Here is a 7,995-nt window from a genome sequence, read left to right on the forward strand (position 1 = left end):
GCCTGAAATTCAGGGTCTCAGGTCCCATTGCCTACCACATTTTACGGCCTGCTGGCGATGCTCGAATCACGCCAGGCAGGAAGCATGGACACGCAGCGGCGGAATTGACCCGCCGGTGAGCGGCGTGATAGCGAGAAGTGATCAATTTCAGTAGGCACGGCGCACGCCCGCACGCGGTGGTTATGCGGCACCCCACAACGCCGTCGGGAGAAAGCAATGTTTAAAGGCCAACTCGTGATCGACGTTCACGGTCACATGTCCACCCCTCTGCACTTTCGCGCCCATGCCTACAATATGATCGCATTGCGCTCGGAGCGGGGTGGGCTGACAATCCCCCCTGAAGCGATGGCCCAGGCTCTGGGACGCCATTTGCGCATCATGGACGAGCGCAACATCGACATCCAGATGATTTCACCGCGGCCAGTGGCGATGATGCATTGGGAACGGCCGTTTCTGGTCGAGCGTTGGACGCGCCTGACCAACCAAGTGATTTTTGAGCAATGCCAACTTCATCCCAAGCGCTTCGTGGGAGTGGCGCAATTGCCCCAAACCCCGACCTTGAACATCGCAGGGTGCGTGACTGAGCTGCGCCGCAGTGTGCAGGAGCTGGGATTCGTGGGCGCGCTGCTCAATCCCGACCCCGGCGCCGACCGCAGCGCCCCTGGGATAAATGACGAAGCCTGGTTTCCGCTATACGCCGTGGCCGAAGAATTGCAGGCTACGCTGATTGTGCATCCTTCCTTCTCGCGCGATCCCCGCCTGGACGGCCTCGAACATTCTTACCAGTACAACTTCCTGACCGAGGAAACTTTAGCCACCCTGCTGTTGGAGCAGGGCGAGGTCTTCCGCCGCTTTCCAGAGCTTCGGATCGTAATCTGTCATTGTGGCGGAGCCCTGCGCCGGCTGGTCGCCGCCGGCGATGTAATCGACGCCAATGAACCGCGGATCGAGAGCAACCTGGTGCGGGCCAGCGGAGAACGGCGAGGCGGTTCGGGAGGCTCTCCGGAGCCCAGCGAGGCTGCAGTGGCGCGGCCCGACGTGAGCGCCAATCTGTTCTTTGATACCTGCGCTTACGACCCCTGGTTTTTGGCCGCGGCGATTCGTCAGCGCGGAATTAAACAGATGGCGTTCGGCACCGAAGCGCCGGGGTCAGGTACGGCGGATGTCAATCCGCAAACGGGCAAGCCAGCCGACGATCTGGTGGCCACAATCGACGCATTTGACTTTCTAAGCGAGGGGCAGAAGCTGGAGCTGTTTCATCACAACCCGCGGCGAATCTTTCCCTTGCTGGCGCGCAGCGCGACGTTACGCTGAGCGGGCCGGCAAGAGCAAGCGAGCCTGCGGCAACAATTGCGCCGGAGCTGAGGCGTGCGAACAACGACCGGTTTATTCGTGCTGATGCTGGGGTTGGGTGCGATCGCCGCGGCCTCACCTGCCGCCCCCACCACCATTGCAAGCGGTACCATCATCACCAAGGCCAACTGGCAACTCTACCGGGGCTTCATGAGCAACGTGTTGCAGCACATGTTCATGAGCAACAGCCCCACCACCGCCGTGCCGCCGGGGCTGCAAATCGAGGTCGGCCCGGCGCGCAGTTATCCATTGCCCGCCTCATACTGGTCGGCCACCGAGAAGTACGCCGGTCAGGCACGATTGGTTAAATCACCCAACGGCGGCTGGGCGCTAGCCAACTATGTGGCCGGACAACCGTTTCCCTTTGCCAAGCTGGATCTGGAGCATGACCCACTGATCGCTTACAAACTGATGTACGACACCTATTACCAATACGTACCGGCGATCTACCTGGTGCGCTACCCGCAGCAGTTCGTGGTCGATCGCTACGGCAACCGCTCCGACCACACCGGGGTGGTGGTGGATTACAGCCTGATGCACAACACCGACCCCGGCTATCCGATGACCATTCCAAATTCTCCCGGCGAACAGGGCGTGTACATCACCTCATACTCGCAACAGCTCTTTCCGGTCCAAAATCAGTATCTGACCTCGCTGGCGATCGATTTCGACGATCCCGAACGCTTTCCGGCTACTTACGCTTTCATCCCCAGCCTGCGCCGAGTCCTGCGGCTGTCGACCAATTCGCGCTGCGCGCCGGTAGTTCCCAATGCCGACTTCAACTATGACGACGGTTCGCGCATACCACTGCCGCCGACCTGGTTCAACGCGACCTTCCTGGGCTTGAAGAAGGAGCTTGAATTCGTGGTGCCACCCGATAAGTTGAGCGCAGCCGAGGAGCCGACCAATTGGTATTTCAACCGGGGTCCGGTGTTTCCCAAAGCGCGCGCGCTGGGCGCCTGGCAGATGCGCGATGTTTATCTGATTTCATTTTCTCGCCGGCCGCAGTTTAGCTCGGGATACTGCGAGGCGCGCAATATCAGGTATCTGGACCGGGAGCAGGTGCAAACCCTGGCCTGGGACGATTTTGATCAGAATAACAAATTCTGGCGCGGCCAATTCGGTTTTCTGCCGGCCCTGCCCCATCCGTCCGATCCAGCTCATTCCTATACCTTCGTGACTACCGACTTTGCCCACGATCAGGCCGATTTCCAGCAAGATCATATTACGGTGGGGCTGCCGCCCCGTCATTGGGAGAACAACTTCGTCATAGATCAGCAAGTGCCTCAGCAATTTCGCAATGTAGCGCGCTTCACCACCCCCGCGGGCCTGCAGAGCGTGCTGCAATAGCCCCCCGGCGCGTGGAGCACCGGGCAAACGTAGCGGGAGGATACCATAATGAGCTTAAGGGGACTGAGCCACAGCGGCTTCGACGTCGAGGATCTGGATCGAACATTGGCCTTCTACACCAAGGTGCTGGGAGCCAAGCTGCAATGGCGACTGGACCACAACGTACGTACCCCGTTGATGAAGCTGTACATAGGCGATTTCGGCCTGTCCATTCTGAAGCGCGCCGCCGATGCACCGCGTCCTCAGATTCCGCACGCGATCCACTTCGCCTATCGCGTTGATCCGGCCCAGGCCGAAGCGATGATCGAGCATGTCAGGGCATGCGGCGTTGCAGTCGAAGGGCCAGTGGGGCATTTGCAAGAACCGGAAAATGTCTCCTGGTTTTTTGCCGATCCGGATGATTACCGGCTCGAAATCGAAGCCCATTATGCCAGCGGCGAAGAGGCCGCGGCGGTGGTGGAGCGCGGCAAGGCAGAGCGCCGGCCCGAGATGGGATTGTACGGCGGCGACCCCAAGCTCAAAGGGGTATAGCTGGCCTTGGAGCGCAAATACCCGCGCGACGCGGGGCGGCTGCACCTTTACCCGCGCCGCGCGCTGTCACCAAACTGACGGCGCCTTGGAGGTTTGTTTTTTTCCACGGCGCCGGCTGAGAAATCGCAAAGCTACGGTTGTCGCCTCCAAACTCGGCTACAGCGGTTGCAACAGGCCCGCAGGCCGCTTTGTCAAGGAGGCGCGATGGCTACGGCTGGTCCGCTCCGCAATCAATCCTTACTGTCGTTTCCCGCATCGGTCGCTCAGCTTATGAACCGCTTTTATCCGGCTTACCCCTGCCACGCCAAAAATGGCACGCGCGCTTTCTATGGCTGGATCGGTAGATATATCAACGCGCACAGCGTGGTGCTTAATCTGGGTGCCGGTGCCGCGGCACGGGAGCCCGAACGCAACTTGCGCGGTCAAGCAGCGGTAGTTATCGGCGCGGACATCGATCCGGTTGTTTTGGATAACCATCAACTTGACCAAGCCTATGTTATCCAGGCCGACCAACCCTTGCCTTTTGATTCCGCCAGCTTCGATCTCGTGCTCAGCGACTTCGTGCTCGAGCATTTGGCCCATCCTCTATTCTATCTGCGCGAGGCAGCGCGGGTGCTCAAACCTGGCGGTAATTTTTTCTTCCGCACACCCAATCGATACCATTACGTAGGTCTGATCGCCCGATTGAGTGGACAGCGGGTCCATCGCTTGATCGCCAACCGGGTTCGATGCCTAACTGACGCACCCGAGCCATGGCCCACGTTTTACCGCGCCAACAGCCGGCATCAACTCCGAGACTTGGCCAAGGCCGCGGGTTTCGGCGCGCTAGAGCTGCAAATGTGGGAGGGAGAACCAAGCTACTTGGTGTTCAGTCCCGTAGCCTTTCGTTTGGGCGTCGCCTACGAGCGATTAGTCACTCATTGGGTACCTGCTTTGCGCGCCAATCTCCTGGGCCGCTGCGTGAGGTAGAGCCGCGCCAGCGATGCGACCGAAACGCAACTATCGCGCTGGCCCCACGCTTCAGCCCAATTCGAAGCTGGTAATGCCGAAAATCCGCTCCAGCGGCAACCGCGGATCGCGTCGATTGTACATCCGCGCGGTTTGAAACACCGGCCGCATCGCTTGCCCCTCGGCCAGTGCACGCGCCGCTGCGTTGGGCGCCGGCACGTCCAGGAACAGCGGTGCGCCGAGCTGCTCGCCGGCGCTTAGGCGTCCGAACAACTCCTGCGCCACCTGCACGCGATCGGCGAATAGCGGGCCTATCTTAAAGCCTTCATGGCAGGGGCGGCGCACCCCGTAGCCAATCAGGCCGCTATTCTCGATCGCGCCAATCGCAAGGGCGCCAGGCTGTGAAATCCAATTGCGCAGAAAGCGGGGACGCGCCGTTCCGAACAACTGGGCGTCGTAACTCAGCAGCTCCTCAAAGGGTAGTGCGCTCAATTCGATCAGGCACGTAGAGGGCGGTTTACCAGAGCCTGTAACAATGCGCCCCTCGAAGCGAATATTGTGGTGGGCGAGCACGAAGCCCGAACGTTCATAATTGGCTTGTTGGGCCACCACGCCGTCCAAGCCCACATTGCGCGCGCCCAGGTATTCCATCGCGGTTCGCCATAGCGCCAGACCGTAACCGCGGCCTCGCATCGAGGGCTCTACGATGTAGAAGCCGAGAAAGCCGAAAGCGGAGCCATAACGAACCGCCGAGATCATGGCGCACGGTCGACCATGGATCAGGCCGAGAAAGAAGCCGCCGGGATCGGTCGCGTAAAAACTGGCGCCATCGCTCAGTCCGGGATTCCATCCCTCCGCGGCGGCCCACTGCCCCATCAGCTCGACCTCGTGAGCCGCCATCGCGCGGATGGTCAACGGCTGGTCGGTGCTTAAAGCCATAAATTGCAGCGTATCATCAAACGCCGGCAAAAAAGGAGCGCCGCGAGCTGCCCAGGGTAGGCCGAAAATGCTTATATGGCACGGGCTCAAGTCATATGCAGGAGCGGAGAGTCAGATCGACAAGAACCAGCTGGCGGTCGGCGGGCGCTTTTTTGGTAATCTGGCCGGCGCTGGCAATAGCGACGCTGGCTTGGGCCGCGCCTGCGAGCGGACCGGCTGATGTGCTGGAGGCAATGGCGCGAGCGCGCTTTGGCCCACTCAGTCCGGCCGAGCTGATCCTGGTGCGCGGGGCCACGGAGCGTGCGGTGGTTTCGGCCGGACCGAGCAAACGCTCCGACGATCCCGGCAATGACCCGCGCCGGGCCGATCAATGGGGGCCAGCGCGGACCATTCGCGCGCCGCTGCTGACGTGGCTGTGCACCGACAGCCGCTGCGCCGCCTACCTCCATCCCAGCGGTCCCGGCATCATGGGGGCCAAGATCGCCGGACGAGTGGATTTCAGTTATCAGACGGTCGCGCGCCCACTAAGTCTGTTCCAGTGCGCGCTTCCCGATGGAATCGATCTTTCCTACGCACATTTCAACAGTCTCGACCTGCGCCAAAGCGTAGTCGGGCCGCTGAGCGCGGACATCTCGACTAGCACCGGAGATATCGACATGCAATTCGGCTACTATGGCCCGGTCAGTCTATACCGCGCCACGGTCGGGGGAAGCGTGGATTTCACCGGCAGTTCGTTCATGGTTGGCGGCGGAGTGGCAATCTCGGCGATCGAGGCGAAGATTGCCGGCGATGCTATCTTTCATGACGGCTTTCGCACCGATGGCATGGTTGACTTTCGTCTGGCTGATATCGGCCAGGCGCTCAGCCTCAGTGATGCCCGCTTTGTCGGTTCTTACTCCAACGGGCTTGATGCCCAGCGCGCGCAAATCGCCGGCCCGCTTTATTGGTACGATATCGGCCACACCTCTTTGACGCAATTGGACTTGCGTGACGCTCGGGCCGCATCCTTGCGCGACAACCGGGCCAGTTGGCCCGCGCCTGGAATGCTTTTCATCGACGGCTTCGACTATCATCGCTTTAGCGCCGGTAGTCCGATGGAGGCGCCCGAGCGCCTGCACTGGCTGGCGTTACAGCCAAGGGGCTATCGCCCGCAACCCTATGTTCAATTGGCTGCGGCGTTGGGCCGCCAGGGACGAATCCGGGGCGAGATCGACGTCATGATTGCGCAGCGCGTGGCACAGCGACAGATGGGCGGGCTGGGCGCGCTCGAGTGGGTATGGAATTTGGTCCTGGAGATGACCATCGGATACGGCTATCTTCCGCTGCGGGCGCTGTGGTGGATTGGCGGCTTTGTGGTGCTGGGGGCGATGGTCTTCGGCCTGGGCTATCACTGGCGCTTGATCACGCCCACCGAGGAAAACGCCTGTCAGTTGTTTTTGGACCGCGGAGAGCTGCCGCTCCACTATCCACCCTTCAATAGCGTGGTATACGCCTTGGATAACTTTCTGCCGGTGGTCGACCTCCACCAGGGACTGTATTGGCGACCCAATCCTATCAATGCGCGCCGAGACCCCAAGGCCGCCCCTTCGCGCCTACTGTTCGGCCAGCTTCTGCGCTGCTATTTATGGTGCCATATCCTGGGCGGCTGGATACTTACCCCACTGCTGGCCGCCGGCCTCTCGGGCCTGATCCACGTCGCATAAAATAATCATCGAATGATGGGCAAATCCACGGCGCCACGGCACGATGAAGGAAGCCTTCAGGCCAAGCGCGCTCCACTTGATGAAAACCCACCGCCAACCGCTCGACCCGCAAGTTTTTGCCACCCTGATTCCGGCCCGCCTGGACCGTTTGCCATGGTCCAGGTTTCACTGGCTGCTGGTGTTGGGATTGGGAATTACCTGGGTCCTGGACGGGCTGGAAGTCACTTTGATGGGTGCGATCAGCGCGGTGGTGCAGCGGCCCGAGGTGCTCAATCTGAGCGCGGCGCAAATCGGTTCGATCGGCTCGGCTTACCTGGCGGGCGCAGTGCTGGGCGCGGTACTGTTCGGCCACCTGACCGATCGCTTTGGCCGGCGCAGGTTCTTCTTCATCAGCTTGAGCATCTACCTAGTCGGGGTCGGTCTATCGGCATTCTCCTGGAACCTGTATAGCTTCGCCGCCTTTCGCTTTATCACGGGCAGCGGAATCGGCGGTGAATATTCGGCCATCAACTCGGCTATCGACGAGTTGGTTCCAGCACGCCTGCGCGGCCGAGTCGACTTGATCGTCAATGGCAGTTATTGGCTGGGCGCTGCAGCTGGCGCCGCTTCCACCATCATGCTGCTCAATCCCCATCTGCTCGCGACCGACGTGGGTTGGCGCGTCGGGTTTGGGGCCGGCGCGATCATCGGCCTGGGCGTCCTGTATCTGCGCCGCTTCATCCCTGAAAGCCCGCGCTGGCTTATCACCCATGGCCAGCGCGAGGCGGCGGAAAACATCGTGGCAGAGATCGAAACCGCCGTGGTCAAGGAAACCGGCAAAGCGCTGGCACCAGTGTCCAATGAACAAGCGTTGAGCATCGCGCCGCGCTCCCATTTCGGCTTGGCCGCGGTGCTCCAGCCGCTCCTGACCCGCTATCGGTCACGTACGGCGCTGGGCTTGACGCTGATGGTCGCTCAGGCGTTCGTTTACAATGCGATGCTGTTTACCTACGCGCTGGTGCTGACCCGCTATTACCATGTAGCCGCCGACCGCACGGGTATATATCTGCTTCCCTTCGCATTAGCTAATTTTTTGGGTCCGCTGCTCTTGGGCCATTGGTTCGATTCGCGGGGCCGGCGCACGATGATCGCAAGTACCTTCGGAGTGTCCGCAGTATTGCTGCTGCTTACG

Annotated in this window: 7 protein-coding genes; 6 read left to right on the top strand and 1 reads right to left on the bottom strand. The window is 60.9% G+C overall.

The window, feature by feature from the left end:
- The first annotated feature begins 216 nt into the window (after positions 1–216).
- The 4 genes from VKV28_10335 to VKV28_10350 all read left to right on the top strand — a co-directional run bounded on the left by VKV28_10335 (position 217) and on the right by VKV28_10350 (position 4,203).
- Positions 217–1,314 (top strand): amidohydrolase family protein, encoded by a 1,098-nt coding sequence (locus VKV28_10335; protein HLH77192.1) that lies wholly within the window; start codon positions 217–219, stop codon positions 1,312–1,314.
- A gap of 54 nt (positions 1,315–1,368) precedes the next feature.
- Positions 1,369–2,703: a DUF1329 domain-containing protein gene (locus VKV28_10340; GenBank protein ID HLH77193.1), complete on the top strand. Its 1,335-nt coding sequence runs from the start codon at positions 1,369–1,371 to the stop codon at positions 2,701–2,703.
- 48 nt (positions 2,704–2,751) lie between these two features.
- Entirely contained in the window at positions 2,752–3,234 is a 483-nt protein-coding gene (locus VKV28_10345; protein ID HLH77194.1) for a VOC family protein, read from the top strand.
- Positions 3,235–3,438: 204 nt separating this feature from the next.
- A complete protein-coding gene (locus tag VKV28_10350) occupies positions 3,439–4,203 on the top strand; it encodes a class I SAM-dependent methyltransferase (protein ID HLH77195.1) in 765 nt (254 codons plus the stop codon).
- A gap of 51 nt (positions 4,204–4,254) precedes the next feature.
- Here VKV28_10350 and VKV28_10355 read toward each other — a convergent pair whose 3' ends face one another.
- Positions 4,255–5,121, bottom strand: a complete 867-nt coding sequence (locus VKV28_10355; protein ID HLH77196.1) for a GNAT family N-acetyltransferase — start codon at positions 5,119–5,121, stop codon at positions 4,255–4,257.
- A gap of 233 nt (positions 5,122–5,354) precedes the next feature.
- Here VKV28_10355 and VKV28_10360 point away from each other — a divergent pair, with 233 nt between their 5' ends.
- A complete protein-coding gene (locus VKV28_10360; protein HLH77197.1) occupies positions 5,355–6,824 on the top strand; it encodes a hypothetical protein in 1,470 nt (489 codons plus the stop codon).
- Positions 6,825–6,903: 79 nt separating this feature from the next.
- Positions 6,904–7,995 (top strand): MFS transporter (locus tag VKV28_10365; GenBank protein HLH77198.1); only part of this gene is annotated, 1,092 nt, incomplete at its 3' end.

This window comes from Candidatus Binataceae bacterium, from assembly GCA_035294265.1.
In the GTDB taxonomy this organism is placed as follows: domain Bacteria; phylum Desulfobacterota; class Binatia; order Binatales; family Binataceae; genus DATGLK01.

Bases quoted from the DNA above. Each gene is read 5' to 3' on its own strand.
- VKV28_10355 (HLH77196.1), bottom strand. From the start codon at position 5,121: ATGGCTTTAAGCACCGACCAGCCGTTGACCATCCGCGCGATGGCGGCT.
- VKV28_10360 (HLH77197.1), top strand. From the start codon at position 5,355: ATGGCGCGAGCGCGCTTTGGCCCACTCAGTCCGGCCGAGCTGATCCTG.
- VKV28_10350 (HLH77195.1), top strand. From the start codon at position 3,439: ATGGCTACGGCTGGTCCGCTCCGCAATCAATCCTTACTGTCGTTTCCC.
- VKV28_10345 (HLH77194.1), top strand. From the start codon at position 2,752: ATGAGCTTAAGGGGACTGAGCCACAGCGGCTTCGACGTCGAGGATCTG.
- VKV28_10335 (HLH77192.1), top strand. From the start codon at position 217: ATGTTTAAAGGCCAACTCGTGATCGACGTTCACGGTCACATGTCCACC.